Genomic DNA, 25,424 nt, shown 5'->3' on the forward strand with positions numbered 1-25,424 from the left:
GAGCAAACGCATGGCCGATGCACTGCTGGACATTCCTTGCGTCACCCTTTCCGGTGAGCAGAAATTACTGGGCGACTACGCCGGCAAGGCGCTGCTGGTGGTCAACACCGCCAGCCAGTGCGGCTTCACCCCGCAGTACAAGGGCCTCGAGCGCCTGTGGCAGGACTACGGCCAGCGCGGCCTGATGGTGCTGGGCTTCCCCTGCAACCAGTTTGGCAAGCAGGAGCCGGGCGATGCGAAGGCGATTGCGCAGTTCTGCGAGCTCAACTTTGGTGTGAGCTTCCCGCTGTTTCGCAAGATCGAGGTCAACGGCCCCAATGCCCACCCGCTGTTCGTCGAACTCAAGCGGCGCGCGCCGGGCGTGCTGGGCACGCAGAACATCAAGTGGAACTTCACCAAGTTCCTGGTCGACCCGGCCAGTGGCAAGGTTACCCGTTTCGGTTCGACCACCAAGCCCGAGGCGCTGAAACCCTCCATCGAGGCGCTGCTCAACCGCTGACCGGCGCCCAGTGGTCGATCAGCGCCAGCAGCTCCTCGCGGCGGAACGGCTTGGCCAGGTAGTCGTTCATGCCCGCGGCACGGCAGCGCTCGCGTTCCTCGGGCATGGCGTTGGCGGTCAGCGCGACGATCGGCAGTTCCGGCCAGCGCCCGCTCTGGCGAATGCGCCGGCTGGCCTCGTAGCCATCCATCACCGGCATGTTGCAGTCCATCAACACCAGGTCGAAGCGTTCCTGCTCCAGCAATTCGAGGGCCTCGGCCCCATGGGCGGCGACCTGCACCTGGCAGCCGAGCTTGGCGAGCATGCCTTTGGCCACCAACTGGTTCACCGGGTTATCCTCCACCAGCAGGATGCGTGCCCGGCGCTCTCTGGACGCTGGCACCTCGTGGGGCAGCGGCGCGTTGGGCTCGCCTTGCAGGGTGCGGCGTAGCGTCTGGTACAGGGCATTGCGCGCCAGCGGCCGGGCCAGCTGGTGCAGCGGCGCCAGTTGGGTGGCCTGTTCGCTGGGTAGAAAGTTGCCGTAGGCAGTTACCAGCAGAATCGGCGCCTGGATCGCCGGGCGCAGGTCCAGCATATGATCGAGATCGTCGGTGATCAGCAGGTCCACGGTTTTGCCCGCCAGCTGCGCGGCATTGTCGAAGCGCGCATAGTCCAGGCCCCAGCGCGGCAGCAGTTCCTGCAGCAGCTCGGCCAGGCCGCTGCCCGGTTTGCCCAGGGCCACGATACGCCCAACCAACGGCGCCGGCGGGATGGCCTCGGTGTGGGCAGGTAGCGGCAGTTCGGCGCTGAAGCGGCTGCCAAAGCCGGTTTCGGACTGGATGTGCAGGTGCCCCTGCATGGCTTGGCACAGGTTGCGAGTCAGGGCCAGCCCCAGGCCGGTGCCGCCGTACTGGCGGGTGATGCCGGCGCCGGCCTGGGTGAAGGGTTGGAAGATCCGTGCCTGGGCTTCTTCGGGGATGCCGATGCCGGTGTCACTGACTTCCAGGCGCACGCCGCCGACGATGCTGGTCAGGCGCACATCGACGCGGCCGAAGCGGGTGAACTTGAGCGCATTGGACAGCAGGTTGCTGACGATCTGCCGCACCCGGGTGGGATCGCCCAGCACCGTGCTGGGGAAGTCCGGGGCGATCAGGCAGGTCAGCTCGACGCTGGGCGCGGCATTCTGCGACAGCAGGTTGGCGGTGTCCTCGACCATCGCCCCCAGGTCGAACGGAATGCGCTCGAGCTCCAGCTGGCCGGCGTCGAACTTCGACAGGTCGAGGATATCGTTGAGCAGGTCCACCAGCACCTTGCCCGAGTCGTGGGCGATCGACAGTTGCTGGCGCTGCTCGGCGGCCATGCCGCCGTCCAGGGAGAGGGCGATCATGCCTAGCATCCCGTTGAGCGGGGTGCGGATCTCGTGGCTCATGTTGGCCAGGAAGGCGGCACGTGCCTGGGCCATGTCCAGGGCGCGGCGGCGGGCCTCTTCCAGCTCCTGGTTGGATTGGCTCAGGCGACTGTTGCTGGCCTTGAGCTCGTCGGTGCGGGCCGAGACGATGTCTTCAAGCTCGTTGAGGTACTGGGTGAGGCGGTTTTCCGCGTTGCGCCGTTGCTGGATCTCGGTGGCCATGCTGACGAACTGCTGGTTGGCGACCCGCACCAGCACCCCGATTTCGTCATTCTCGTGGCCATTGGGGCAGTCGACGCGGGTTTGCCTGGGCGTGCGCGAATCATTGCCGCTCAAGGCTCCGATCACCGTGACCAGGGGTTTGGTCAGCATCAGGTAGAACAGCGCGAGAAGGATGCCGGTGAGCACCAGGCTGCGGGCAAAGCCGTTGACCAGGGTGACCCCGGCACGGTCGAGGAAGCGCCCGCCGAAGGCGTAGGTGTCGACATCGAGGTAGAGTGTGCCGAGGTACTCGTCGGGCATATGGGCGAGGAACAGCCGGTCCTGGAACTGGCGCTGGTCGCCGAACAGGAAGTCCGACAGCGGCCGGTAGCGGCTCTCCAGGCGCGGGCGCTGCGCGTCGGCCAGCACGGTCTCGTTGTTGTCGATCAGCCGCGCGCGGATCAGTGCCGGTGACTTGAGCAAGCCGCCGGTGAGCTCCTGGGCCAGTTCGCTGTCGATGTTGTAGGCGATGCGCGAGGCCGTGTCGTGGCTGATCTTCAGCAGCGCCTGAATTTCACGATTGATGGACGCGTCTTCGCTGGCATAATCGATGCCGATCTGGATGAGACTGAGCAATGTTCCCAGGATGAAGCCGACCAGGACTGTCAACCGGGCTTGCTTGTATGACAGGCGATTGGTGAACTTGATATCCATGGGTCCCAAGCCGGTTACTTGCTCCGTGCGCTGCGCAAGCATAGCCGATCAGCCCTGGCTGCTGGCGGGTCTGTCTGTTCATTTCAGTTGATTGCCGCTGTGGGCGGCTCGCCGGCTTGCCAGCGAACCGGGCGCGTAGCGGCCCTTCAGAGAAACTGAAATCCTGCTAGGAGTTTTCATGGACGCCCGACTCACTGCTTTCCTCGACCGCGCCGAATCCGTTCTCGCGCGCCTCGAACCCCTGTTGCCTGCCCCTCGCCCGGACATCGACTGGTCCCGCACCCTCGCCGCCCGCTGGCAGCGTGATGGCCGCAGTGGCTACCTGCTGCCGTTGGAGGTCAGCCTCGACATCCGCCTGTCCGACCTGATCGGCGTCGACAAGCAGCGCGACCAGTTGGGCCGCAACACCCACCAGTTCATCAACGGCATGCCCGCCAACCACGCCCTGCTGTGGGGCTTGCGTGGCACCGGTAAATCGTCGCTGGTGCGCGCTCTGCTTGCCGAACACGCGGGTGAGGGCCTGCGCCTGATCGAAATCGAACGCGACCACCTGGCCGACCTGCCGCGGGTGGTCGAGCAACTGCAAAAGCTCGAGCAGCGCTTCATACTGTTCTGCGACGACCTGTCGTTCGAAGCCGGGGAGGGTGACTATCGCGTGCTCAAGAGCGTGCTCGACGGCTCGCTGGAGCAGGCGCCCGACAACGTGCTGCTGTACGCCACCTCCAACCGCCGGCACCTGGTGCCAGAGAAGCAGAGTGACAACGAGAACTGGAAGATGGTCGACGGCGAGCTGCACCCCAACGAGGCGGTGGAAGACAAGATTGCCCTGTCCGACCGCTTTGGCCTGTGGTTGTCGTTCTACCCATTTTCCCAGGAGCATTTCCTCGATGTGGTCGAGCACTGGGTCGGCCAGCTGGCGCGCCAGGCCGGGCTGCGCTGGCAGCGTACCGAAGCGCTCGACATCCTCGCCGTGCGCTGGGCCACTGGCCGCGGCAACCGTAATGGCCGTTGTGCCTATCAGTTCGCCCGCTACTGGGTCGGGCTGCAATTGCTGGAGCAGAAATAAATGATCGACCTCAACGCCAGTGGCCAAGGCCTCGATGGCTACGACCTGCTGGCCGCGCAAGTGCAGGCGTTGTTCGCCGACGAGCGCGACTTCATCGCCAACGCCGCGCAGTTCTCGGCCTTCCTGTACAACCAGGTGGACGACCTGAACTGGGCGGGCTTCTACATCAATCGCGACGAAGAGCTGGTGCTCGGCCCATTCCAGGGCCAGGTGGCATGCGTGCGCATCCCTTTCAGCCGGGGTGTGTGCGGCGCAGCGGCGGCTACGCGCACGACCCAGCGGGTCGAGGACGTGCATGCGTTTCCCGGGCATATCGCCTGTGACAGCGCGTCCAACAGCGAGTTGGTGATTCCGTTGGTGAAGGCGGGCAGGCTGATCGGCGTGCTTGACCTGGACAGCCCGAAGCTGGCGCGCTTTAGCGAGGCCGATCAGGCAGGGCTTGAGCGGTTGACGGCAATCTTCCTCGAATTGACCGATTGCTGAAATGAAGAAGGGGCCTGTGAGGGCCCCTTTCTTTTTGGTTGCTGGTGCTGGCCCCATCGCGGATGAATCCGCTCCTACAAGACCCGTGTAGGCGCGGATTCATCCGCGATGAGGCCACACAGGTCAATCGTAGATGACCTTCTTCTTCCAGGTCTCGTCCTCGTCGGTCTTGAGCCCCTGGGTCAATGCGTTCTGTTCATCCGCCGCCGGCTCCATCTGGTCCAGTACCTGGGCGTTGGCCCGGGCCAGCAGTTTCTCCAGGTAAGTGAGCTGCTCTTCATACTGTTTAGGTTCAGGCTGCTTGCGCAGGTACTGCACGCCACGCTCGAACGCCAGGCGCGCCTGGCCCGGCTGGTTCTGCTGCAGCGCCTGCTGCCCGAGGTTGTTGAAGAACTCGATATGCAGCAGCACCAGGATATGGCGGATCTCCTTCACCCAATACTTGCCTTCGTTGCTGGCCAGGAAACCTTCCTGGGTGGCCCGCACGATCTGGTTGTGCATTAGTTCCAGCAGGAAGCGCACGTCCTTGGCTTTGACCTCGGTCTGGATAGGAGAGGGTGGGTTGCGCACCGGGATCTTGTCGCCCAGTGCGATCAGTCCTTCGATTTCGGCGATGCGTGCCTTCAGCTCGCTGCTGTGCTTGTCCAGGGCCAGCTGGCGCTGGTTGAGGTTCAGCTCCAGGCGGGTGAGCAGCAGCTTGAGCGCCGGCGTCATGAACTGGCCGGGGAAGGTTTCGGTGATCTCGCCACAGCGACGCAGGCGGTCAGCCAGCTCGACCTTCAGGCGCGCCCGCTCGAGCTTGCCGTTCTCGACCACATTGTTGAGGTAGCCGATCACGATCAGCAGCGCGATACCCGCAACGATAAGCAGGGTGATCAGAAGTGGTGTCACCGTTAACGCCTCATGAAGAAGTTTTGCATCATTGAGTGTAGTAAGTTCGCTGCAGAGCGAACAGTGCAGCCTGGCGGACAGGGCTGAGGTGCCATTTTCGCGGGTATCCCCGTGAATGTTCCCGTACGGCCCCTATGTCGGCCGAGGCCTCGATTTCTCAAGGTGGTAGCACTTTGATATGAGCTTGCCGGGCAGCTGTCAGAAAAGCAACGTCAATCCCCGGACGCATCCTGCATCACCTTCTATGAAGACGGGAAGTCATTGATTTAAATAAATTTCTACAAAGGGGTTGACGGCCTCTCAAGGCATCCATAGAATGCGCGCCACTTGCAGCGTAAAGCACACAGCGAAACGCGGCAGGGAGTGAATGTTGTAGCGTGTCCCCTTCGTCTAGTGGCCTAGGACACCGCCCTTTCACGGCGGTAACAGGGGTTCGAGTCCCCTAGGGGACGCCAATGCGGGAATAGCTCAGTTGGTAGAGCACGACCTTGCCAAGGTCGGGGTCGCGAGTTCGAGTCTCGTTTCCCGCTCCAGTTTCTCCGGCACTGCTTCGGCAGGGCAGGAAAAGAAAATCCAGGCTGAATCGCGAGGTTCATGATCTGGTGCGCTGAAAAGCGTTGGGTTTGTCCCCTTCGTCTAGTGGCCTAGGACACCGCCCTTTCACGGCGGTAACAGGGGTTCGAGTCCCCTAGGGGACGCCATTTGCGGGAATAGCTCAGTTGGTAGAGCACGACCTTGCCAAGGTCGGGGTCGCGAGTTCGAGTCTCGTTTCCCGCTCCAGTTTAAACGGCGTCGTTCTTGACGGTGCAGGTGGTGAAGGTCTCAATGGCGCTTCACGCCGAATGCGGTAAAGCTTCACCCTGCGGGAATAGCTCAGTTGGTAGAGCACGACCTTGCCAAGGTCGGGGTCGCGAGTTCGAGTCTCGTTTCCCGCTCCAAATCGAAAACGCCACTTCACATGAAGTGGCGTTTTTTTTTGCCCTGATTTTCCCGGGATTGGAAGGGGCGGGTACGAAACCCGCCCAGCCTTGCTCAGTGCTGGCTGCCGGCGCCTGGCTGCCCCAGCAACTGCTTCTCCTGGTGCCAGTCGAACGGTTCGCCGTTCTGCTCGGCTTCGTAGCGGCGCTCTTCCAGGCGCTGGTACAAGTCGAGCTCTTCGTCGGGCATGAAGTGCAGGCAGTCGCCGCCGAAGAACCACAGCAGGTCGCGTGGCACCAGGTGGGCAATCTGCGGGTAGCGCTGGATCACCTGGCAGATCAGGTCCTGGCCCAGGTACTGGCTTTCCAGCGGGTCCTGCGGCAGCAGGGTCAGCAACTCGTCGAAGCGCTCGAGGAACAGGGCGTGGCTTTCCTCCGGCACCTGTTCGGCTTCACCCAATGCGGCCAGGATGGTGCGCAGGTGGTTGAGCAGTTGCAGGTGGTATTCCAGGTGGGGGTTGGCCATGGGGCGCTCCTCGGTGTTGTTGAAACGGGCGCGGAGTATACGCCGGTTCAAGCGAGGATGGGGTCTTTGCAGGAGCCAGCCTTGCTGGCGAACCGGCCTCAAGCCAATCGGATGGGCCGCTTCGCCAGCAAGGCTGGCTCCTACAGGGGGCGGCTAACGGATCGCCCCGGGCGTAGGCCGCAATTGCTCCTTGTCGAAGGCATCGACATCGATCACCGTCCGTCGGGCTTTTTCGGCCTCATGCAGGCGCTGTGCTTCGGAAGACTGCAGGACCCCGGCTTCCAGGGCCGCATCAATCACCGATTGCTCCGGCGTTGGTCGCACCTTGCCCTCTTTGATGCCTTGATGCAGCACCTTGCGCAGTGGCGCGACCTCAGCCAGCAGGTCACTGGCCTGTTGCAACGCCGCGACCGGGTCGGGATCCATTTCGGGCCTGTAGCAGCCGGCCAGCAGTTCTTCCAGGGCTGGATCGCCCTTGTGCCTGCCGATCACCTCGGCTACTTCGGCATCCAGTTCGTCGCTGGGCCCGGTGTGGCGGCGACCGAAGGGGAACACCAGCACCCGCAGGGCGCAGCCGATGAAGCGGTTGGGGAAGTTGTCGAGCAGCGCGTCCAGCGCCTTTTCCGCCTGGCCCAGGCTTTCTTCCAGAGCCCAGCGCAACAGAGGCCGCATGTGCTCGGGTGAGCCCAGGTCGTGGTAGCGCTTGAGCGCGGCGCTCGACAGGTACAAGTAGCTCAGCACGTCGCCCAGGCGCGCGCTGAGGCGTTCGCGGCGCTTGAGGGCGCCGCCGAGCAGCATCATCGACAGGTCGGCCAGCAGGGCGAACGCCGCCGCCTGGCGGTTGAGGGCGCGGAAGTAGCCCTGGCTCAGGGCGTCGCCCGGGACCTTCTCGAAATGGCCGAGGCCAAGCCCCAGCACCAGGGTGCTGGCGGCGTTGCCAGCAGCGAACAGGATGTGTTGCATCAGCAGGTCATCGAACTCTTTCAAGGCCTGCTCGTGGTCCTCCCTCCCGGCAAGGGACATCTCCCTGAGCACGAACGGGTGGCAGCGGATCGCGCCCTGGCCGAAGATCATCAGGTTGCGCGACAGAATGTTGGCCCCCTCGACGGTGATGAAGATCGGCGCCACCTGCCAGTTACGGCCCAGGTAGTTGTTCGGGCCCATGATGATGCCTTTGCCGCCGTGCACGTCCATGGCGTGCTGGATGCACTCGCGGCCGCGCTCGGTGAGGTGGTACTTGAGGATCGCCGACAGCACCGAGGGCTTCTCGCCCAAGTCGACAGCCTTGGCGGTCAGCAGGCGGGCGCTGTCCATCAGCCAAGCGTTGCCGCCGATGCGCGCCAGGGACGCCTGGATCCCCTCGAACGCGGCCAGGGGCACATTGAACTGTTCGCGGATGCTGGCGTATTGACCGGTCACCAGGCTGGTGTACTTGGCCGCGCCCGTGCCGACTGCGGGCAGGGAGATCGAGCGGCCCACCGACAGGCAGTTCATCAGCATCATCCAGCCCTTGCCGAGCATCGGTTGGCCGCCGATGAGGGCGTCCAGTGGCACGAACACATCCTTGCCGCTGTTGGGGCCGTTCATGAAGGCGGCGCCCATGGGCAGGTGGCGCTTGCCGATCTCGACGCCTGGCGTGTCGGTGGGGATCAGTGCCAGGCTGATGCCCAGGTCGACTTCTTCGCCGAGCAAGTGCTCCGGGTCGTAGGCCTTGAAGGCCAGGCCCAGCAGAGTGGCCACAGGGCCGAGGGTGATGTAGCGCTTCTCCCAGTTCAGGCGCAGGCCGATGACTTCTTCACCCTGCCATTGGCCTTTGCAGATGATCCCGGTGTCGGGCATGGCGCCGGCGTCGGAGCCGGCCAGGGGGCCGGTGAGGGCGAAGCAGGGGATTTCTTCGCCACGGGCCAGGCGCGGCAGGTAGTGGTTGCGCTGTGTTTCGGTGCCGTAGTGCAGCAGCAGTTCGGCCGGGCCCAGCGAATTGGGCACCATTACCGTGGAGGCCAGGTCGCCACTGCGGGTGGCCAGTTTCATCGCCACTTGGGAGTGGGCATAGGCCGAAAAGCCTTTGCCGCCGTACTCCTGGGGGATGATCAGGGCAAAGAAGCCGTGCTGCTTGATGTGCTCCCAGGCTTGCGGTGGCAGGTCGAGGTCCTGGCCGATCTGCCAGTCGCTGACCATGGCGCACAAGGCTTCGGTGGGGCCGTCGATGAAGGCCTGTTCTTCTTCGGTGAGTGTGGGGGAGGGGTAATCGAGCAGGGTGTTCCAGTTTGGGCGGCCGCTGAACAGGTGGCCGTCCCACCACACGGTGCCGGCGTCGATGGCTTCGCGCTCGGTCTGCGACATAGGCGGCAGGGTGCGTTGGAACCAGTTGAACACCGGCGCGGTGAACACCTTGCGCCGCCATTCGGGCAGGGCGACGAAGGCGACCTTGATGGCGATGATCACCCAGATGAGCGTCAGCAACCAGCCGGGGGCATGGCTGAAGAAGCCCATCAGCACCGTGTAGGCGGCCATCGCCGCGAGAATCTGCAACGGCGCCAGGCGCCGGTGCGTGAGGTACGCGGCGCCGAGCACCAGAACCAGCAACCACAACAGCAACATAATCCTTTCTCCTTGGACACGGGGGCGTACGACCGACCCACAGAGCTTAGACGCGCTGGGGCGGATGGCCTGCCTAGGAGATGACAGGGCAGGAAGCTGGGAGTTCGCTGGAAAATGGTTGCCGGGGCCTGGAGGAGTGGATTGATCCGCGACGCTCGATCTCAGTCGCACTGCAAGGCTATCGCCAGGCACTTGGAGTAGACTGTCCCCCTCCCGCATTCATAAGGACGTTGCCATGCTGAAGATCTGGGGCCGCAAGAACTCGAGCAATGTGCGCAAGGCGCTGTGGATCGCCCACGAACTGGGCCTGGACTTCGAGTCCATCGACGCCGGCGGCGCCTTCGGCGTGGTCAACGAACCCCACTACCGCGCGCGCAACCCCAACGGCCTGGTGCCCATGCTCGAAGACGGCGACCTGGTACTGTGGGAGTCCAACGCCATCGTGCGCTACCTCTGTGCCGAATATGGCCAGGAGCAAGGCTGGTACCTCGACGAGCCACGCCAGCGCGCCCTGGCCGACAAGTGGATGGACTGGACTACCTCATCCTTCGCCGGCCCGTTCCGCCCGCTGTTCTGGGGCCTGCTGCGCACCCCCGAGGCGCAGCGCGACTGGGTGGCGATCAACGCCGCGCACAAACAATGCGCCGAGTTGTTGTCGATCGCCGACGAAACCTTGGCCAAGCAACCCTACCTCTCCGGCGAACAGATCGGCATGGGCGACATCCCGTTGGGCAGTTTCGCCTACGCCTGGTTCGAAATGCCCATCGAACGCCCGGCCATGTACCACCTCGAAGCCTGGTACGAGCGCCTGAAACAACGCCCCGCCTACCAGGCCGCGGTGATGACCGCCCTGACGTGAGGCCACTTCGATAGTCATTATCAATAGATGTGACTGTACTTGTGCGGCCAGCCCTTGCACCATGGCCGCACTCACTGCGCCAGTGACTTGACCTGGCGTGCCCTGAACCCTTTTCTCGGTACCTGACCCGCCATGAGTTCCGCCCTGTCCATCCGACAGCTGACCAAGACCTACGGCAACGGTTTCCAGGCCCTCAAGGGCATCGACCTGGACGTTTCCGAAGGCGACTTCTTCGCTTTGCTCGGCCCCAACGGCGCCGGCAAGTCCACCACCATCGGCATTCTTTCGACCCTGGTGAACAAGACCAGCGGTACGGTCAATGTGTTCGGCCACGACCTGGACCGCGAACCGTCCGCGCTCAAGCGCTGCCTGGGCGTGGTGCCCCAGGAATTCAACTTCAACCAGTTCGAGAAGACCTTCGACATCGTCGTCACCCAGGCCGGTTACTACGGCATCCCGCCCAAGCTGGCCAAGGAGCGCGCCGAGCAATACCTGACGCAACTGGGGCTGTGGGACAAGCGTGACGTGCAGTCGCGCTCGCTGTCCGGTGGCATGAAGCGCCGGCTGATGATCGCCCGGGCGCTGATCCACGAGCCGCGTCTGCTGATTCTCGACGAGCCGACCGCGGGGGTGGATATCGAGCTGCGCCGTTCGATGTGGAGCTTCCTCACCGAGCTCAACCAGAAGGGCATCACTATCATCCTCACCACCCACTATCTGGAAGAGGCCGAGCAGCTGTGCCGCAACATCGGCATCATCGACCACGGCACCATCGTCGAAAACACCAGCATGCGCCAACTGCTGGGCAAGCTGCATGTCGAGACCTTCGTGCTCGACCTCAAGCACGACTTGCCGGTCGCGCCTGAGCTGCACGGCTACCCGTGCCGGCTGATCACCCCGCACACGCTCGAGGTGCAGGTGGAGAAGGATATCGGCATCACCGCGCTGTTCGGCCAGTTGGCCTTGAAGAACATCGAGGTGCAGAGCCTGCGCAACAAGACCAATCGACTCGAGGAGCTGTTCGTGTCCCTGGTGGAAAAGAACCTGTCGAAGGTGGCCGTATGAGTGTGGAACTGCGCACCAACTGGGTCGCCCTGAACACCATCGTCTACCGTGAAGTGCGGCGCTTCTTGCGTATCTGGCCGCAGACCCTGCTGCCCCCGGCGATCACCATGGTCCTGTACTTCGTGATCTTCGGTAACCTGATCGGGCGGCAGATCGGCGACATGGGTGGCTTCACCTACATGGAATACATCGTGCCAGGGCTGATCATGATGTCGGTGATCACCAACTCCTACGGCAACGTGGTGTCGAGCTTCTTCGGTAGTAAATTCCAGCGCTCCATCGAGGAGCTGATGGTCTCGCCGGTGTCGCCGCACACCATCCTGGTCGGCTATGTGCTGGGTGGTGTGCTGCGTGGGTTGGCAGTGGGGGTGATCGTGACCATCCTGTCGCTGTTCTTCACCCACCTGCAGGTGCATCACTTGGGCGTGACCATCGTCGTGGTGCTGCTGACCGCGACCATCTTCTCGCTGCTGGGCTTCGTCAACGCGGTGTTCGCGCGCAACTTCGACGATATCTCGATCATTCCGACCTTCGTGCTGACGCCGCTGACCTACCTCGGAGGGGTGTTCTATTCGATCAACCTGCTGCCGCCGTTCTGGCAGACCGTGTCGCTGGCGAACCCGGTGCTGCACATGGTCAACTCGTTCCGCTACGGCATTCTAGGGGTGTCGGACATCAGCATTGGCACGGCGATCAGCTTCATGCTGGTGGCCACCGCACTGCTGTATGTGCTGTGTGTCCGCCTGCTGGTCAGCGGCCGCGGCATGCGTGCGTGAGCCTTGCGCAGGTGAGCAACGGCACTGGCGCCGGCGCCACTGCCGGCCCACCCACCAACGCCAGTAGCCCATGGTGGTGAAGTAGGCGAGCACGCCGAGCACCACCCCGCACACCACCGAGCCCAGCAAGAACGGTTGCCAGATCGTCGCCAGCTGGTCGGTGACCCAGTCGACAGTGATCTCCTCGGGCAAGGTGCGTGGCGGCACCTGCATCAGCCAGGCGCCGGTCATGTAGGTGGCGAAGAACACTGGAGGCATGGTCAGCGGGTTGGTCAGCCATACAAGGCTGACCGCGATCGGCAGGTTGCCGCGCACCGGAATCGCCAGGGCGGCGGCCAGCAGCATCTGCATGGGGATGGGAATCAGCGCGGCGAACAGGCCGACGCCCATGGCCCGCGCGACCGAATGACGGTTCAGGTGCCAGAGGTTGGGGTCGTGCAGCAGTTTGCCGAAGAAGCGTAACGACTTGTGTTCCCGGATGCTGGTCGGGTCCGGCATGTAGCGTTTGAACAGACGGCGCGGCATGTGGGCTCCCGGCGGGGTTGAAGGGCGTCAGTATGCCTTCATTCAAGCGCAGCCTCGTTCAGAGTTTGTGACAATTGTTGAGCAAGCATTTCCCCTCGATCAGCTAAGCCTCAGAGGCCATTTCGCTTCTGGAGCTCTATCTCATGCGCACAGGGATGCTCGCGCTGGTGCTCGGGCTTTTGTGCCTGCGCTTCCTGCCTGGTCTGCCATCGGTCGGATGGCTGTTGGTCCTGTTGATAGTTGCCTTGGTCTGCCTGCCTACACGCTTGTGGTTGCTCGGGTGTTTCGTGCTGGGTGTCTGTCATGCGGGCTGGTCGGCGCAGCGGGCCTTGGATGATCGTTTGGCCGCCGAACTGGATGGCCGGACGTTGTGGCTGGAGGGGAGGGTGGTGGGTTTGCCCGCCCGTGGCCAACGCAGCGTGCGTTTCGAGCTGGAACAGCCTAGGTCGCGCCGGGCGCAGTTGCCGCAACGTGTGCAGTTGAGCTGGTTCGAAGGGCCAGCGTTGCGAGCGGGCGAGCGCTGGCGGCTGGCAGTCAACCTGCGGCAACCCAGTGGGTTGCTCAACCCCCATGGGCCAGATCGCGAGGCCATGCTTCTGGCGCGGCGAGTCGGCGCAACAGGCACTGTCAAGGCGGGTGAACGGCTTGGCGAGGCAGCGGTCGACTGGCGCGATGGCCTGCGTCAACACTTGCTGGCAGTGGAGGCTCATGGGCGCGAGGCGGCCCTTGCGGCCCTGGTGCTGGGCGATGGCGCGGGGCTGGCGCGGCAGGACTGGCAGGTCTTGCAGGCTACCGGCACGGTGCACCTGCTGGTCATCTCTGGGCAGCACATCGGGTTGCTGGCCGGGCTGGTGTATGGCCTGGTGGCAGGATTGGCGAGACTTGGCGGGTGGCCACAGCGGTGGCCATGGCTGCCGTGGGCGTGTGGCCTGGCCATGGCGGCGGCGCTGGCCTATGGCTGGCTGGCGGGGTTTGGCGTGCCGGTGCAGCGGGCCTGTCTGATGCTAGCGGTGGTGTTGCTCTGGCGCCTGCGCTTCCGCCATTTGGGCGCCGCCACGCCGCTGCTGCTGGCGCTGCTCGGTGTGCTGCTGGTCGAACCGCTGGCGAGCTTGCTGCCGGGGTTCTGGCTGTCGTTCGCCGCCGTTGCCGTGCTGGTGCTGTGTTTTTCCGCTCGGCTGGGCGCGTGGCGCCCCTGGCAGGCCTGGACCCGCGCCCAGTGGGTGATTGCCGTGGGCCTGTTGCCGGTGCTGCTGGCGCTGGGGCTGCCGGTCAGCCTGACGGCACCGCTGGCCAATCTGCTGGCGGTGCCGTGGATCAGCCTGGGGGTGTTGCCGCTGGCATTGCTGGGGGCGGTGCTGTTGCCGGTGCCGGGTGTGGGGGAGGGGATGTTGTGGTTGGCAGGCCTGTCGCTGGATGGTCTGTTTGCATTGTTGGCGCTCGTTGCGGCGCAGCAGCCTCCCTGGATGCCTGAGCCATTGCCCCTGTGGGCCTGGCTGCTGGTGTGCCTGGGGGCGATTCTGATGCTGTTGCCTCGGGGTGTGCCGCTGCGCACGCCGGGCGCGGTCATGCTGCTGGCGATCTGGGTGCCGCGAGAGCAGGTGCCCCATGGGCAGGTGGACGTCTGGCAACTGGACGTCGGCCAGGGGTTGGCGGTGTTGCTGCGCACCCGTCATCACAACTTGCTGTATGACGCAGGGCCCGCGCGGGGCGATAGCGACCTGGGCGAAAGCGTGGTATTGCCTGCCTTGCGCAAACTCGGGGTGAACAAACTGGATGCGATGCTGATCAGTCATGGTCATGCCGATCATGCTGGTGGCGCGGCGGCCGTCCGTAATGGGCTGCCTGTGAACCGGGTGCTGGCGGGAGAGGTCGCCGGCCTGGATGGGGCGCAACTCTGTGACAGTGGCGAGCGCTGGCAGTGGGATGGCGTGGCGTTTTCGCTTTGGCATTGGCCGCAAGGCCGGTCCAGCAACGAGCGCTCCTGTGTGTTGCTGGTGGAGGCCAATGGCGAACGCTTGCTGCTGGCCGGCGATATGGAAGGTGGTGCGGAACGGGCCTGGCTGGCGGCCCATGACGAGCATCGAGTCGACTGGCTGCAGGCGCCGCACCATGGCAGTCGTACGTCGTCCACCGAGCCGTTCATCCAGGCCACCGCGCCGCGTGGGGTAATGATTTCCCGTGGGCGGCACAATGGATTCGGGCATCCTCATCCGCAGGTGATCGAGCGGTATCGGCGGCATGGGGTGACGGTGCATGACACGGCCATCGAGGGGGCGCTGCGGTTGCAGCTGGGCAGCCATGGTGGGGTTGAGGGTATGCGTGGACAACGCAGGTTCTGGCGGTGATCTGTCGGCCTCTTCGCGGCAAGGCCAGCGCCTGCAGGCACCGGTCTTGTCGGCGAGCGAGGCCACGAAGGTTTCCCTGACCTCCGGCAGATGAGCCCTCGGCTTGCCTATGGTAGAGTGGCGGCCTTTTTCCGAGGGGATGCTTACTGTGTGGGAATTGGTCAAGTCCGGTGGTTGGATGATGCTGCCGATCATCCTGAGTTCCATCGCCGCCATGGCGATCGTCGTCGAGCGCCTGTGGACCTTGCGCGCCAGCCGTGTCACCCCGCCGCACCTGCTGGGCCAGGTGTGGATGTGGATCAAGGACAAGCAACTCACCAGTGACAAGCTCAAGGCCCTGCGCGCCGACTCGCCGCTGGGCGAAATCCTGGCCGCCGGCCTGGCCAACTCGCGCCACGGCCGCGAGATCATGAAGGAGTGCATCGAGGAGGCCGCGTCGCGGGTGATCCACGAGCTGGAGCGTTACATCAGTACCCTCGGCACTATCGCCGCCATGGCCCCGCTGCTCGGCCTGCTGGGCACCGTGCTGGGTATGATCGACATTTTCAGCGCCTTCATGGGTTCGCAGATGACCGCCAACGCCGCAGTGCTGGCCGGCGGTATCTCCAAGGCCCTGGTCACCACCGCGGCGGGCCTGATGGTCGGTATCCCGGCGGTGTTCTTCCATCGCTTCCTGCTGCGCCGTATCGATGAGCTGGTGGTGGGCATGGAGCAGGAGGCAATCAAGCTGGTCGAGGTGCTGCAGGGCGACCGCGAAGTGGAAGTGGCCGGAGGCAAGGCGTGAAGTTCCGGCGCAATCGCCAGCGCGAGAATGTCGACATCAACCTGGCGTCGTTGATCGACGTGGTGTTCGTGCTGCTGCTGTTCTTCGTGGTCACCACCACCTTCACCCGCGAAACGCAACTGCGTGTCGAGCTGCCCGAGGCCGCCAGTGCCGAGCAGGTGCCGGCGGACCAGGGCAAGCTGGTGGAAATCACGATCAGCGCCGATGGTGTTTACTCGGTGAACAATCACCTGCTGCCCAAGAGCGACCTGGACACCTTGACCGAAGCCATCGAGAAGGAGTCTGGCGGTGACATCACGCTACCGCTGGCCATCAGCGCCGACGGCAAGACCCCGCACCAGGCTGTGATCACCGCAATGGACGCGGCCGGCAAGCTCGGCTTCAGCAAGTTGCGCATGACCACCGTCGAGGCCGCGCAGGGCAAGCCCTGATGGCCTTCGCCGATCGCCTGTTGGCCGCTTGGTACGCCGGGCACCCCGCGCTCGCCCTGTTGCGCCCGTTGGAGGCGCTGTACCGCCGTGTGGTGACGCGCAAGCGCGCGCGCTTCCTCAGTGGCGAAAGCGCCAGCTATCGTGCGCCGGTACCGGTGATCGTCGTCGGCAACATCACTGTTGGCGGCACCGGCAAGACCCCGATGATTCTCTGGCTGATCGAACACTGCCGTCGACAGGGGGTCAAGGTCGGCGTGGTCAGCCGTGGCTATGGCGCCAGGCCGCCGCGATACCCTTGGCGTGTCCAGGCCGACCAACCTGCCGAACAGGCCGGTGACGAGCCTTTGCTGATCGTCCAGCGCACCGGCGTGCCGCTGGTGATCGACCCTGACCGCTCCCGCGCCGTGCAGGCCTTGGTGGCGAGCGATGCCCCTGACCTTATCCTGTGCGATGACGGCATGCAGCACTATCGCCTGGCCCGTGATCTGGAGCTGGTGCTGATCGATGCCGCCCGTGGCCTGGGCAACCGTCGCTGCCTGCCGGCGGGCCCGCTGCGTGAGCCTGCCGAGCGGCTGGATGAGGCCGATGCGGTACTGTTCAATGGCGCGCAGGCTGATCGTGACGATGGTTTCTCGTTCCGCCTGCAGCCATCCGCGTTGATCAACCTGCGCAGCGGTGAACGCCGCGAACTTGACCTGTTTCCCGCTGGCCAGGCGCTGCACGCCGTGGCCGGCATCGGTAATCCACAACGTTTCTTCAACACCCTGCTGGGGCTAAACTGGCAGCCAGTGCCGCATCCGTTCGCCGACCATGCGCCCTACAGCCGCGAGGTGCTGTCGTTCAGCCCGCCGCTGCCGCTGGTGATGACCGAGAAGGACGCGGTGAAATGCCGGCCCTTCGCCGCCGACGACTGGTGGTACCTGGCGGTCGACGCCGTGCCTTCGCAGGCGTTCGGCAGCTGGTTCGATGGTCAGCTCGATCGCCTGTTGCCCAGCCGCCCTCGGCCCTGAGCCTTTTTCAATTTCCGTCTCAAGGAAGCTCCCATGGACACCAAACTGCTCGATATCCTGGCCTGCCCGATCACCAAAGGCCCGCTCAAGCTCAGCGCCGACAAGACCGAGCTGATCAGCAAGGGCGCGGGCCTGGCCTACCCGATTCGCGACGGCATCCCGGTGATGCTGGAAAGCGAGGCGCGGACGCTGACCGACGAAGAGCGCCTGGACAAATGAACCTGGATTTCACCGTGGTGATTCCTGCCCGGCTGCGCTCCACGCGCCTGCCGGGCAAGCCGTTGCTGCCGATCGCCGGCAAGCCGATGGTCCAGCATGTGTGGGAGCAGGCGCGTAAAAGTGGCGCCGGCCGCGTGGTCATCGCCACGGACGACGCCAGCATCGTCGAAGCCTGCCGTGCGTTCGGCGCCGAAGTACTGTTGACCCGTGCCGACCATGAATCGGGCACTGATCGCCTGGCCGAGGTCGCTGCTCAGCTTGGCCTGGCAGCAGATGCCATCGTGGTCAATGTGCAGGGCGACGAGCCGTTGATTCCGCCTGTGATCATCGATCAGGTGGCCGCCAACCTGGCGGAGCATCCTGAAGCCGGCATCGCCACCCTGGCCGAGCCGATCCATGAGCCGGAAACCATTTTCAATCCCAACGCGGTGAAAGTGGCCAGCGACAAGAACGGCCTGGCGCTGACCTTCAGCCGCGCGCCGCTGCCCTGGGCCCGCGACGCGTTTGCCAAGGATCGCAGCCAATTGCCTGCTGGCGTGCCATACCGTCGCCACATCGGCATGTATGCCTACCGCGTGGGCTTCCTCCAGGATTTCGTTGCCTGGGGCCCGTGCTGGTTGGAGCAGACCGAGTCGTTGGAGCAATTGCGTGCCCTGTGGCACGGCGTGCGCATCCATGTCGCCGATGCCATCGAGGCGCCGGCCGTGGGCGTTGATACCCCCGAAGACCTGGAGCGCGTGCGGCGCTTGCTGGAGGCCTGATGCGCGTCCTGTTCGTCTGCCTCGGCAATATCTGCCGTTCGCCCACCGCCGAGGGCGTGCTGCGCCATCAACTGGACGCCGCCGGGCTGGCGAATGTCGTCCAGGTGGCTTCCGCCGGTACTGGCGACTGGCACGTGGGCAAGGCCCCCGACAGTCGCACCTGCATGGCTGCCCTGGCGCGTGGCTACGACCTGTCGCGCCAGCGCGCTCAACAGGTCAAGGCCGAACACTTTGGTGAGTACGACCTGGTCTTGGCAATGGACAAGAGCAACCTGCGCAACCTGCAGGCATTGCGTCCGCACAATGCCAAGGGCGAGCTCGACTTGTTCCTGCGCCGCTATGGCGCGGCCCTGGACGAAGTGCCGGACCCTTACTACGGCGGTGCGGAAGGTTTCGAGCAGGTACTGGACCTGATCGAGGCGGCTTGTCGCGAGTTGGTCGTGGAAATCAAGGGGCGGTTATGACGGCGCATTGGCAGGAGCAGGTTTCGCTCAAGCCCTACAACACTTTTGGTATCGATGTACGTGCGCGTTACTTCACCCAGGCGCACGACGATGGTGAAGTTCGTCAAGCGCTGGCCCAGGCAGTTGAGCGACAGGTGCCTGTGCTGGTGATCGGCGGCGGCAGCAACCTGCTGCTGACCCGTGACATCGACGCCCTGGTGCTACACATGGCCAGCCGTGGCCGACGCCTGCTCGACGATGATGGCGAGCGGGTGGTTGTGGAGGCCGAGGCCGGCGAGCCCTGGCATCCGTTCGTGCAGTGGAGCCTGGAGCAAGGCTTGTGTGGCCTGGAGAACCTCAGCCTGATTCCCGGCACCGTCGGCGCCGCGCCGATGCAGAACGTCGGGGCCTATGGCGTGGAGATCAAGGATGTATTCGCCGGGCTGACCGCGCTGGATCGCGAGACGGGCGAGCTGCGTGATTTCTCGTTGCAGGCGTGCGCATTCGGCTATCGCGACAGCGTGTTCAAGCGCAACCCGGGGCGTTGGCTGATCTTGCGTGTGCGCTTTGCCTTGAGCCGTACATTGCAGGCCCATCTGGACTATGGTCCGGTGCGTCAGCGCCTGGCGGAGCAGGGCGTTGAACAGCCGACCGCTCAGGCGATCAGCAACGCTATCTGCAGCATTCGTCGGGAGAAGCTGCCGGATCCGGCCGAGCTGGGGAACGCCGGTAGCTTCTTCAAGAACCCCGTGGTGCCTGCGGCATTGGTCGAGCGTATCCGCGCCGGGCATCCTGGCGTGGTGGCCTATCCACAGGCCGATGGCCAGGTGAAGCTGGCGGCGGGCTGGTTGATCGAGCAGGCGGGGTGGAAGGGTTATCGCGAGGGCGATGCTGGTGTGCACCGGCTGCAATCGCTGGTGCTGGTGAACTACGGTCAGGCAAGCGGGGCGCAGATGCATGCGCTGGCGCAGAAGATCCAGGCGGACATCCTTGAGCGGTTTGGGGTGACGCTGGAGATGGAGCCGAACCTGTATTAATCCTATTGCGGGGCCGTTGCCAGGCGCAGCTTCAGGGTTTGTGGCCGGTCTCGGGTAAGCGTCCGGCGAACTCACCTTGCGTAAGTCATGCCGGCACCCACTGATGCGGCAGCAACTGTCCGATCTCACTGGCCCGTTGGGTCGGCAGCCGCGTCAGCACATCTTTGAGATAGGCATACGGATCATGCCCATTCATGCGCGCCGACTGGATCAAACTCATGATTGCTGCGGCCCGCTTACCGCTGCGCAGGGATCCCGCAAATAACCAGTTCGAGCGCCCGAGTGCCCATGGCCGTATCTGGTTTTCGACCTGGTTATTGTCGATAGGCACAGCCCCATCATCCAGGTAGCGCGTCAGCGCTACCCAGCGTTTCAGGCTGTAATCGAGGGCTTTGGCCGTGGCTGATCCATTGGGCACCAGGTCTCGCTGAGCCAACATCCAGTCATGAAGTTTTTTGAGGATCGGCACCGCCAATTCTTGTCGTATTCGCCAGCGCTCTTCATCACTCATGTCCCGCGCCTGACGTTCGACCTCGTACAAGCCGCTGATCGAGTGCAGGGCCTGTTCAGCCAGCTGACTTTTGTTCGCCACGTGCAAATCAAAGAACTTGCGTCGGGCGTGGGCCATGCAGCCGATTTCAGTGATGCCTTGTTCGAAACCGGCTTTGTAGCCAGCGAAGTCGTCGCAGACCAGCTTGCCGTTCCAGTCACCCAGGAAGTTGCGCGCATGTTCGCCAGCACGGCTTGGGCTGAAGTCGTAAACCACCGCTTTGAGCCCTGAAAACGGCGTCGTGCTGTACGCCCAGACATAGGCCCGGTGGGTTTTCTTCTCGCCTGGCGCAAGCATTTGCACCGGTGTCTCATCAGCGTGGATCACGCCCTGGTTCAGCACGGCTTCACGCAGTGCATCGACCAGTGGCTGAAGCCGCACGCCGGTTTGTCCGACCCACTGCGCCAGGGTCGAGCGAGCAATTGCCAGCCCGGCGCGGCCAAAGATTTTCTCCTGCCGGTACAGCGGCAAGTGATCGGCAAACTTGGCCACCATCACGTGGGCCAACAAACCTGCGGTCGGGATACCTTTGTCGATAACCTGGGCTGGCACCGGTGCCTGGATCAGGGTTTCGCACTGGCGACAGGCCCATTTGCCCCGCACATGTTGCTCGACGGTAAACACGCCCGGCGTGTAATCCAGCTTCTCGCTGACGTCTTCGCCGATGCGTTGAAGTTGGCAACCACAGACGCACTGGTTGTTTTCGGGTTCGTGACGAATCACCGTGCGTGGAAACTGCGGCGGCAAAGGCGCACGTTTCGGGGATTGTCGTGGTTCGGCCTGTGGCGCATCTGGGAGAAGCTGGTTTAGCTCGGCCTCGATAGCTTCAAGGTCTGTGTCGAGCAGGTCATCCAGCAAGCTGCTTTGCGCCGGGCTGATTTGCTCGCTGCGCTTGGCAAACTTGTGCCGTTTGAGCAGGGCGATTTCGAACTTGAACTGTTCGATGAGGATTTCATCGTTCTGAATCTTCCTGCTCATCGCCTCGACCTGGGATTGCAATTGCACCGCCTGTGCCGCCAAGGCACGAAGCTGTTCCGGGGTCATCTGGTCGAGGTTGGGCGAGAAAGTCATGCCGCCGATTGTGCCAGAGCAGGCTCGGGGCGACGACAAGTAGACCGGCCAAATGGCCGGCGTTTACAGCATGCTAATCACACCGCCTGCACCGACGTGCTGCCACGGCAGGCCCAACACCAACGCCTGGAGTTGTTCGCTGTCGAGTTCGACCTCGCAGCCGTGGCGAATGCCGGGCCAGTGGAACTTGCCGTTTAGGTGCGGCTTTTAGCGGGACGAAAGCTGGTAGTGAAGCCGCTGCGGGCTGATCTCGATAGAGCGGCAGCCATTTGCGGATGACGTTGGCATTGATGCCGTGGTTGATGGCGACACTGGACACGGTTGCGCCAGGTTGCAGGCATTCCTGAACGACCTGGGCTTTGAACGGTTTCGGATAAGAGCTTCGTCGGCGCATGGAAATCCTGGCGATAAGGGTGATCGCGTCCGCTTAAAAATACGCGGACACCATCGCCCTTAATGCTGGAGTTCGGAAGGTGAGTTCGCCGGACGCTTACGCCAGGCTAAAGATCTACGTAATGTCAGCGGCAAAGAAAAAGCCCCGCCAGTTCGCACTGGCGGGGCTTCTTCATTCAGCCGTTGGTATCAACCGTGATGAGGCTTGTGCTCGTCAGCGCTTTCAAGGGCTTCTGCCGGTGCCTGGGCGGCAGCCAGGGCTGCTGCTGCGGCTTCGGCTTCACGCTTGCGGCGGCGCACTTCACGCGGGTCGTTCGGCGCACGGCCGTTCGGCAGCATGATGGTGGACGGCTCGACCGGGGCGGCTGCCTCTTCGACTGGCGCCTGTTCGGCGACAACCGGCGCAGGCTCGGCTGCTGCGGCCACTTCGGCTTGCGCTTCGGCAGGCTCGGCCTCGACTTGCGGGGCGGGTTGCTCGGTAACCGGAGTCTCGACCGTCTCGATGACCGGCGCTTTTTCGATCTCGCCAGCTTCCACTACCGGTGCCGATTCGACAGCAGCTTCAACGATTGCGGCAGGCTGCTCGACGGCTGCCTCGACTACTGGCTGTGGCGCCACTTCAACCACGGGCTCGATGCTTGGCTCGATGGCAACAGCTGGTTCGCTGACAGGTTGTTCCACCACGGGGGTGATGGAGACCTGCTCGGCGACGACCTCGGCGATTTCCACCTGGGGCTCGGCGACGGTCGCGTTGGCGCGTTCGGCCTGCTGGTTGGCTTCGACTTCGGCGTCAGCGCTGATGTTGCTGGTGGCAACGGCGGCAGTCACGGCGATGCCGGCAGCCAGATCGGCACCCAGCTCGGTGGCCTGGTGTTGCTGTGGCTGCTGTTCTTCGCTGCTGTCTTCATCGCCCTCGATCAGCTCGCCATTGGCGTTGCGCTGACGCTCGCGACGGTTGCTGCGGCGACGCTGGCCACGGGAGCGGCGGCGTGGACGCTCGCCATCGGCGCCTTCCTGCTCGTCCTGCAGCAGTTCTTCGTTCGGCAGTTGCTCTTCTGCCTGCTCGGCGGCCTGTTCGGCAACCTGCTCGTCAGGGCGCAGCTGGCGCTCTTCGCGTGGCGGACGTGGCTGACGCTCTTCGCGAGGTGCACGCTCTTCACGTGGTGCACGCTCTTCACGTGGGGCGCGTTCTTCGCGTGGGGCACGCTCTTCGCGAGGTGCGCGTTCTTCACGTGGGGCGCGCTCTTCGCGAGGTGCACGTTCTTCACGTGGGGCGCGCTCTTCGCGAGGTCCGCGTTCTTCACGTGGGGTGCGCTCTTCGCGAGGTGCGCGCTCTTCACGTGGCTGACGCTCTTCACGGGCTGCAGGTGCGGCGTCCAGCGGCTCGCGCAGTTCGCGTACGCGCTCTTCGCGGTTGCCGCGGCGGTCTTCGCGAGGCTGGCGTGGCTGGCGTTCTTCACGCGGCGCACGCTCTTCGCGTGGGGCGCGTTCCTCGCGAGGTTGACGCTCTTCACGTGGGGTACGCTCGTTACGCTCCTCTCGCGGCTTGCGCTCTTCGTCGCGACGGCCACCACGGTTGCGGCTCTGCTGGCGTCCGTTGCGACGCTCCTCGTTGCGCGACGAGCGCTCGGCGGCCGGCTTCTCGGTGTTCACGGCCGGTGCGGCGGCAGGCTCTTCCTTGCCAGCGAACAGGCTGACCAGCGACTTGACCAGGCCCTTGAACAGGCTCGGCTCCGGGGCGCTCTGTACGGGCGCGACCGGTGCGGCTGGCTCTTCAGCTGCGGCCGGTGCCGGGGCGTTGGACCGAGCCGGTGCGGTCTTGACCGCAGCTTCCTGGCGAACCAGGGTGCGAGTGGCGGTCGGTTGCGGGGCTTCTTCCGCTTCGCTCGAGGCGATCTCGTAGCTGGACTGGTTGTTCAGCACGTCCGGATTGTCGTCGCGCAGGCGCTGGACTTCGAAGTGCGGGGTTTCCAGGTGATCGTTCGGCAGGATGATGATGCGCGCGCGGGTACGCAGTTCGATCTTGGTGATCGAGTTGCGTTTCTCGTTGAGCAGGAAGGCGGCCACTGGAATCGGTACCTGGGCACGCACCTCGGCGGTGCGGTCCTTCAGGGCTTCTTCTTCGATCAGGCGCAGGATCGCCAGCGACAGTGATTCGACGTCACGGATGATGCCGGTGCCGGAGCAGCGCGGGCAGACGATGCCGCTGCTCTCACCCAGCGATGGACGCAGGCGCTGGCGGGACATCTCCAACAGGCCGAAGCGCGAAATGCGGCCAACCTGCACGCGGGCGCGGTCGGCTTCCAGGCACTCGCGCACACGTTCTTCGACGGCGCGCTGGTTCTTCGCCGGGGTCATGTCGATGAAGTCGATGACGATGAGGCCGCCGATGTCGCGCAGGCGCAGCTGGCGAGCGATCTCTTCGGCCGCTTCAAGGTTGGTTTGCAGCGCGGTTTCCTCGATGTCGCTGCCTTTGGTGGCGCGCGCCGAGTTGATATCGATGGAGACCAGGGCTTCGGTCGGGTCGATGACGATCGAGCCACCGGACGGCAGGTCGACGACGCGCTGGAAGGCGGTCTCGATCTGGCTTTCGATCTGGAAGCGGTTGAACAGCGGCACGCTGTCTTCGTACAGCTTGACCTTGCTGGCGTACTGCGGCATCACCTGGCGGATGAAGGTCAGGGCTTCTTCCTGGGCATCGATGCTGTCGATCAGCACTTCGCCGATGTCCTGGCGCAGGTAGTCGCGGATGGCGCGGATGATGACGTTGCTTTCCTGGTAGATCAGGAACGGCGCGGTGCGGTCGAGGGACGCTTCCTTGATGGCGGTCCACAGCTGCAGCAGGTAGTCGAGGTCCCACTGCATTTCTTCGCTGCTGCGGCCCAGGCCCGCAGTGCGCACGATCAGGCCCATGTCGCCCGGAACGGTCAGGCCGTTCAGCGCTTCACGCAGTTCGTTGCGCTCCTCGCCTTCGATGCGACGGGAGATGCCGCCGGCGCGCGGGTTGTTGGGCATCAGTACCAGGTAGCGGCCGGCCAGGCTGATGAAGGTGGTCAGGGCGGCACCTTTGTTGCCGCGCTCTTCCTTCTCGACCTGGACGATGACTTCCTGGCCTTCGCTCAGTACTTCCTTGATGTTGACCCGGCCTTCGGGGGCCTTCTTGAAGTATTCGCGGGAGATTTCCTTCAGCGGCAGGAAGCCGTGACGTTCGGAGCCGAAGTCGACGAAGGCGGCTTCAAGGCTGGGCTCGATCCGAGTGATCTTGCCTTTGTAGATGTTGGCCTTTTTCTGCTCACGGGCGCCGGACTCGATGTCCAGGTCGTAGAGGCGTTGGCCGTCCACCAGGGCTACACGCAACTCTTCGGGTTGAGTTGCGTTAATCAGCATTCTTTTCATGTTGTACCGTCGGTTTCCGGGCTGCCGGAAACGGCGTTCGGCACACACGACTTTTCATGATCGGTGCCAAGGTGCGCAAAGGGTGGCGGGCCACCCCGTGTCTGGCGACGTTCGGCACCAGCCGGTTGCCCAGCCTGCCGTGGTCGCGACGACGCGTCCTGTTTTGCGGTGCCAGAAGGCCTGTCGAGTTTTTCGAATGTTATCCGAATCAATCGAACGGGCCTGGTGCACTCAGTCAGGAGGAGGAATCAACCGGTCGTCCGTGGACGCCGCAAGGGCGTCTGTTCAGGACCTTGTCCGTCCATCGCCCGATCAGTGGGGCGGTGGGCGGACGCGGTGCCACACGGTCCGAGGGCTGTGCATCTCCACCCTGCACGTATCCCTGAAAATTCGGTGCTGCCGCGCGCTGAATCCGCAACGGGTTGCATTTTTCGCCAGCCCGGATGCCGGGCTGGCGCCATAACATATCCAAGG

The 25,424-nt window shown here is 64.0% G+C and carries 22 protein-coding genes and 5 tRNA genes; 19 read left to right on the top strand and 8 right to left on the bottom strand.

Annotated elements, in window-relative coordinates:
- Positions 1 to 10: 10 nt before the first annotated feature.
- Positions 11 to 499: a glutathione peroxidase gene (locus IM733_RS01460; RefSeq protein WP_248919236.1), complete on the top strand. Its 489-nt coding sequence runs from the start codon at positions 11 to 13 to the stop codon at positions 497 to 499.
- On the opposite strand, the gene IM733_RS01465 is transcribed toward IM733_RS01460, so the two are convergent.
- Positions 489 to 2,843, bottom strand: coding sequence for a hybrid sensor histidine kinase/response regulator (locus IM733_RS01465; protein ID WP_248919237.1), 2,355 nt, complete (start codon positions 2,841 to 2,843; stop codon positions 489 to 491). The two genes, IM733_RS01460 and IM733_RS01465, sit on opposite strands and share 11 nt — an antisense overlap.
- Positions 2,844 to 2,979: 136 nt before the next feature.
- On the opposite strand from IM733_RS01465, the gene IM733_RS01470 reads away from it, so the two are divergent.
- Positions 2,980 to 3,867, top strand: a complete 888-nt coding sequence (locus IM733_RS01470; RefSeq protein ID WP_248919238.1) for an ATP-binding protein — start codon at positions 2,980 to 2,982, stop codon at positions 3,865 to 3,867.
- Positions 3,868 to 4,350, top strand: a complete 483-nt coding sequence (locus IM733_RS01475; RefSeq protein ID WP_248919239.1) for a GAF domain-containing protein — start codon at positions 3,868 to 3,870, stop codon at positions 4,348 to 4,350.
- A gap of 123 nt (positions 4,351 to 4,473) precedes the next feature.
- On the opposite strand, the gene IM733_RS01480 is transcribed toward IM733_RS01475, so the two are convergent.
- Positions 4,474 to 5,241 carry a hypothetical protein gene (locus IM733_RS01480; RefSeq protein ID WP_248919240.1) on the bottom strand — a complete coding sequence of 256 codons (768 nt, stop codon included), beginning with the start codon at positions 5,239 to 5,241 and terminating at the stop codon, positions 4,474 to 4,476.
- Positions 5,242 to 5,620: 379 nt separating this feature from the next.
- Between IM733_RS01480 and IM733_RS01485 the strand changes: the two genes are divergently transcribed.
- From IM733_RS01485 to IM733_RS01505, 5 genes are all read left to right on the top strand, one after another.
- Positions 5,621 to 5,696, top strand: a tRNA-Glu gene (locus tag IM733_RS01485).
- A gap of 2 nt (positions 5,697 to 5,698) precedes the next feature.
- Positions 5,699 to 5,774 (top strand) — tRNA-Gly (locus IM733_RS01490).
- Positions 5,775 to 5,866: 92 nt separating this feature from the next.
- A tRNA-Glu gene (locus IM733_RS01495) sits at positions 5,867 to 5,942 on the top strand.
- A gap of 3 nt (positions 5,943 to 5,945) precedes the next feature.
- Positions 5,946 to 6,021, top strand: a tRNA-Gly gene (locus IM733_RS01500).
- Positions 6,022 to 6,103: 82 nt separating this feature from the next.
- A tRNA-Gly gene (locus IM733_RS01505) sits at positions 6,104 to 6,179 on the top strand.
- Positions 6,180 to 6,273: 94 nt separating this feature from the next.
- Here the strand turns inward: IM733_RS01505 and IM733_RS01510 are convergent.
- Together IM733_RS01510 and IM733_RS01515 are read right to left on the bottom strand one after the other, a co-directional pair.
- On the bottom strand, positions 6,274 to 6,684 hold the full coding sequence (locus IM733_RS01510; protein ID WP_213660139.1) for a PA2817 family protein: 411 nt from the start codon (positions 6,682 to 6,684) through the stop codon (positions 6,274 to 6,276).
- Positions 6,685 to 6,837: 153 nt separating this feature from the next.
- On the bottom strand, positions 6,838 to 9,285 hold the full coding sequence (locus IM733_RS01515) for an acyl-CoA dehydrogenase (RefSeq protein ID WP_248919241.1): 2,448 nt from the start codon (positions 9,283 to 9,285) through the stop codon (positions 6,838 to 6,840).
- 235 nt (positions 9,286 to 9,520) lie between these two features.
- Here IM733_RS01515 and IM733_RS01520 point away from each other — a divergent pair, with 235 nt between their 5' ends.
- From IM733_RS01520 to IM733_RS01530, 3 genes are all read left to right on the top strand, one after another.
- Positions 9,521 to 10,144: a glutathione S-transferase gene (locus IM733_RS01520; protein ID WP_248919242.1), complete on the top strand. Its 624-nt coding sequence runs from the start codon at positions 9,521 to 9,523 to the stop codon at positions 10,142 to 10,144.
- A 132-nt stretch (positions 10,145 to 10,276) separates the two neighbouring features.
- The gene (locus tag IM733_RS01525; RefSeq protein WP_248919243.1) at positions 10,277 to 11,209 is read left to right on the top strand and encodes an ABC transporter ATP-binding protein; all 933 of its coding nucleotides are present in this window, start codon (positions 10,277 to 10,279) and stop codon (positions 11,207 to 11,209) included.
- A complete protein-coding gene (locus IM733_RS01530) occupies positions 11,206 to 11,985 on the top strand; it encodes an ABC transporter permease (RefSeq protein ID WP_011532869.1) in 780 nt (259 codons plus the stop codon). The genes IM733_RS01525 and IM733_RS01530 overlap by 4 nt, the downstream gene beginning before the upstream one ends.
- Here the strand turns inward: IM733_RS01530 and IM733_RS01535 are convergent.
- The gene (locus IM733_RS01535; RefSeq protein WP_248919244.1) at positions 11,869 to 12,510 is read right to left on the bottom strand and encodes a DUF2062 domain-containing protein; all 642 of its coding nucleotides are present in this window, start codon (positions 12,508 to 12,510) and stop codon (positions 11,869 to 11,871) included. The genes IM733_RS01530 and IM733_RS01535 overlap by 117 nt on opposite strands.
- Positions 12,511 to 12,653: 143 nt before the next feature.
- Between IM733_RS01535 and IM733_RS01540 the strand changes: the two genes are divergently transcribed.
- From IM733_RS01540 to murB, 8 genes are all read left to right on the top strand, one after another.
- Positions 12,654 to 14,855, top strand: a complete 2,202-nt coding sequence (locus IM733_RS01540; RefSeq protein WP_248919245.1) for a DNA internalization-related competence protein ComEC/Rec2 — start codon at positions 12,654 to 12,656, stop codon at positions 14,853 to 14,855.
- Between the two features lie 148 nt (positions 14,856 to 15,003).
- Positions 15,004 to 15,639, top strand: coding sequence for a MotA/TolQ/ExbB proton channel family protein (locus tag IM733_RS01545; RefSeq protein WP_028690976.1), 636 nt, complete (start codon positions 15,004 to 15,006; stop codon positions 15,637 to 15,639).
- Complete coding sequence (locus IM733_RS01550; protein ID WP_248919246.1) at positions 15,636 to 16,070, top strand: ExbD/TolR family protein; 435 nt, start codon at positions 15,636 to 15,638, stop codon at positions 16,068 to 16,070. The genes IM733_RS01545 and IM733_RS01550 overlap by 4 nt, the downstream gene beginning before the upstream one ends.
- A complete protein-coding gene (lpxK, locus tag IM733_RS01555; RefSeq protein WP_248919247.1) occupies positions 16,070 to 17,080 on the top strand; it encodes a tetraacyldisaccharide 4'-kinase in 1,011 nt (336 codons plus the stop codon). The genes IM733_RS01550 and lpxK overlap by 1 nt, the downstream gene beginning before the upstream one ends.
- Positions 17,081 to 17,113: 33 nt before the next feature.
- Positions 17,114 to 17,299, top strand: a complete 186-nt coding sequence (locus IM733_RS01560; protein ID WP_011532874.1) for a Trm112 family protein — start codon at positions 17,114 to 17,116, stop codon at positions 17,297 to 17,299.
- Positions 17,296 to 18,060: a 3-deoxy-manno-octulosonate cytidylyltransferase gene (gene kdsB, locus IM733_RS01565; RefSeq protein WP_248919248.1), complete on the top strand. Its 765-nt coding sequence runs from the start codon at positions 17,296 to 17,298 to the stop codon at positions 18,058 to 18,060. The genes IM733_RS01560 and kdsB overlap by 4 nt, the downstream gene beginning before the upstream one ends.
- Positions 18,060 to 18,524, top strand: coding sequence for a low molecular weight protein-tyrosine-phosphatase (locus tag IM733_RS01570; RefSeq protein ID WP_248919249.1), 465 nt, complete (start codon positions 18,060 to 18,062; stop codon positions 18,522 to 18,524). The genes kdsB and IM733_RS01570 overlap by 1 nt, the downstream gene beginning before the upstream one ends.
- Complete coding sequence (gene murB / locus IM733_RS01575) at positions 18,521 to 19,540, top strand: UDP-N-acetylmuramate dehydrogenase (protein WP_248919250.1); 1,020 nt, start codon at positions 18,521 to 18,523, stop codon at positions 19,538 to 19,540. Before IM733_RS01570 ends, murB begins: the two co-directional genes overlap by 4 nt.
- Before the next feature lie 85 nt (positions 19,541 to 19,625).
- Here murB and tnpC read toward each other — a convergent pair whose 3' ends face one another.
- The 3 genes from tnpC to rne all read right to left on the bottom strand — a co-directional run bounded on the left by tnpC (position 19,626) and on the right by rne (position 24,950).
- A complete protein-coding gene (gene tnpC / locus IM733_RS01580) occupies positions 19,626 to 21,161 on the bottom strand; it encodes an IS66 family transposase (RefSeq protein ID WP_248919251.1) in 1,536 nt (511 codons plus the stop codon).
- 73 nt (positions 21,162 to 21,234) lie between these two features.
- A complete protein-coding gene (gene tnpA, locus IM733_RS25620; protein ID WP_432760387.1) occupies positions 21,235 to 21,555 on the bottom strand; it encodes an IS66-like element accessory protein TnpA in 321 nt (106 codons plus the stop codon).
- 188 nt (positions 21,556 to 21,743) lie between these two features.
- Entirely contained in the window at positions 21,744 to 24,950 is a 3,207-nt protein-coding gene (gene rne / locus IM733_RS01585) for a ribonuclease E (RefSeq protein WP_248919252.1), read from the bottom strand.
- Between the last annotated feature and the right edge of the window lie 474 nt (positions 24,951 to 25,424).

Origin of the sequence: Pseudomonas entomophila (genome assembly GCF_023277925.1) — a bacterium.
Taxonomy (GTDB): Bacteria; Pseudomonadota; Gammaproteobacteria; order Pseudomonadales; family Pseudomonadaceae; genus Aquipseudomonas; species Aquipseudomonas entomophila_D.

What these genes read in the sequence shown, in the direction of transcription:
- lpxK (WP_248919247.1), top strand. Translation starts at nt 16,070, where the DNA reads ATGGCCTTCGCCGATCGCCTGTTGGCCGCTTGGTACGCCGGGCACCCC.
- IM733_RS01520 (WP_248919242.1), top strand. Translation starts at nt 9,521, where the DNA reads ATGCTGAAGATCTGGGGCCGCAAGAACTCGAGCAATGTGCGCAAGGCG.
- IM733_RS01570 (WP_248919249.1), top strand. Translation starts at nt 18,060, where the DNA reads ATGCGCGTCCTGTTCGTCTGCCTCGGCAATATCTGCCGTTCGCCCACC.
- kdsB (WP_248919248.1), top strand. Translation starts at nt 17,296, where the DNA reads ATGAACCTGGATTTCACCGTGGTGATTCCTGCCCGGCTGCGCTCCACG.
- IM733_RS01535 (WP_248919244.1), bottom strand. Translation starts at nt 12,510, where the DNA reads ATGCCGCGCCGTCTGTTCAAACGCTACATGCCGGACCCGACCAGCATC.
- tnpC (WP_248919251.1), bottom strand. Translation starts at nt 21,161, where the DNA reads ATGACTTTCTCGCCCAACCTCGACCAGATGACCCCGGAACAGCTTCGT.
- IM733_RS01525 (WP_248919243.1), top strand. Translation starts at nt 10,277, where the DNA reads ATGAGTTCCGCCCTGTCCATCCGACAGCTGACCAAGACCTACGGCAAC.
- tnpA (WP_432760387.1), bottom strand. Translation starts at nt 21,555, where the DNA reads ATGCGCCGACGAAGCTCTTATCCGAAACCGTTCAAAGCCCAGGTCGTT.
- murB (WP_248919250.1), top strand. Translation starts at nt 18,521, where the DNA reads ATGACGGCGCATTGGCAGGAGCAGGTTTCGCTCAAGCCCTACAACACT.
- IM733_RS01470 (WP_248919238.1), top strand. Translation starts at nt 2,980, where the DNA reads ATGGACGCCCGACTCACTGCTTTCCTCGACCGCGCCGAATCCGTTCTC.
- IM733_RS01510 (WP_213660139.1), bottom strand. Translation starts at nt 6,684, where the DNA reads ATGGCCAACCCCCACCTGGAATACCACCTGCAACTGCTCAACCACCTG.
- IM733_RS01540 (WP_248919245.1), top strand. Translation starts at nt 12,654, where the DNA reads ATGCGCACAGGGATGCTCGCGCTGGTGCTCGGGCTTTTGTGCCTGCGC.
- IM733_RS01465 (WP_248919237.1), bottom strand. Translation starts at nt 2,843, where the DNA reads ATGCTTGCGCAGCGCACGGAGCAAGTAACCGGCTTGGGACCCATGGAT.
- IM733_RS01460 (WP_248919236.1), top strand. Translation starts at nt 11, where the DNA reads ATGGCCGATGCACTGCTGGACATTCCTTGCGTCACCCTTTCCGGTGAG.
- rne (WP_248919252.1), bottom strand. Translation starts at nt 24,950, where the DNA reads ATGAAAAGAATGCTGATTAACGCAACTCAACCCGAAGAGTTGCGTGTA.
- IM733_RS01515 (WP_248919241.1), bottom strand. Translation starts at nt 9,285, where the DNA reads ATGTTGCTGTTGTGGTTGCTGGTTCTGGTGCTCGGCGCCGCGTACCTC.
- IM733_RS01560 (WP_011532874.1), top strand. Translation starts at nt 17,114, where the DNA reads ATGGACACCAAACTGCTCGATATCCTGGCCTGCCCGATCACCAAAGGC.
- IM733_RS01530 (WP_011532869.1), top strand. Translation starts at nt 11,206, where the DNA reads ATGAGTGTGGAACTGCGCACCAACTGGGTCGCCCTGAACACCATCGTC.
- IM733_RS01475 (WP_248919239.1), top strand. Translation starts at nt 3,868, where the DNA reads ATGATCGACCTCAACGCCAGTGGCCAAGGCCTCGATGGCTACGACCTG.